The organism is Campylobacter sp. 2457A, assembly GCF_020135895.1.
GTDB classification, from domain to species: domain Bacteria; phylum Campylobacterota; class Campylobacteria; order Campylobacterales; family Campylobacteraceae; genus Campylobacter_D; species Campylobacter_D taeniopygiae.
The window spans coordinates 1-594 of sequence record NZ_JACHTO010000084.1; the positions used below are offsets into that span (position 1 = coordinate 1).

The window sequence follows — 594 nt, forward strand, 5'->3', positions numbered from 1 at the left end:
TAGAGTGCTTTATGCTAGACCATTAACAGAAATAGAAAAAAATAATCTTAATAAAGATAGTTTTCTTCGTAGAGAAAAGCAATATCGCATCGATAATAAAGATATGTTTGTAGGTATAGAATTTGTATATTTAAAAGGAGGTATGCCAAGAGGAGGAAGAACTGTATATGTCTATATAAAAGAATTGGGTTATTATGGTGGCTGGAATAAATGGACATTTAATTTATTTATTCTTCCAAATACAACACAGAGAATTTATAATTCAATTAAGAGTATTACAATAAATAACTCACAAATAATACAAAACAAAGAGATAATAGGCAATCTAAAAAATAATAAAAAGAGTGTATATGAAATTTATGATATTGTAATTGAAAACTCATTAGACAAACCAAGCTATCTTAATCATTTCGAAGAAAACTATGATTATTTTGAGGACTTATGATGACTTTTAATTACAAATACTCTCTTGGAATCTATGTTAATGATTGGGGTTTTATGATGGGCAGTGAGGGAAATCCTCATGTGTTCTTAGGATTAAAAAGTGATGAGAAGTACAAAGGAGGAAAATATTAATGAGTCCTAAAGAACTTT

At 27.6% G+C, this 594-nt stretch carries 1 protein-coding gene; it reads left to right on the plus strand.

The annotated features are described in order from the left end of the window. Nucleotides 1-445: hypothetical protein (locus H2280_RS08435; protein ID WP_337216259.1), on the plus strand; the 445-nt coding region annotated here is incomplete at its 5' end. Between the last annotated feature and the right edge of the window lie 149 nt (nt 446-594).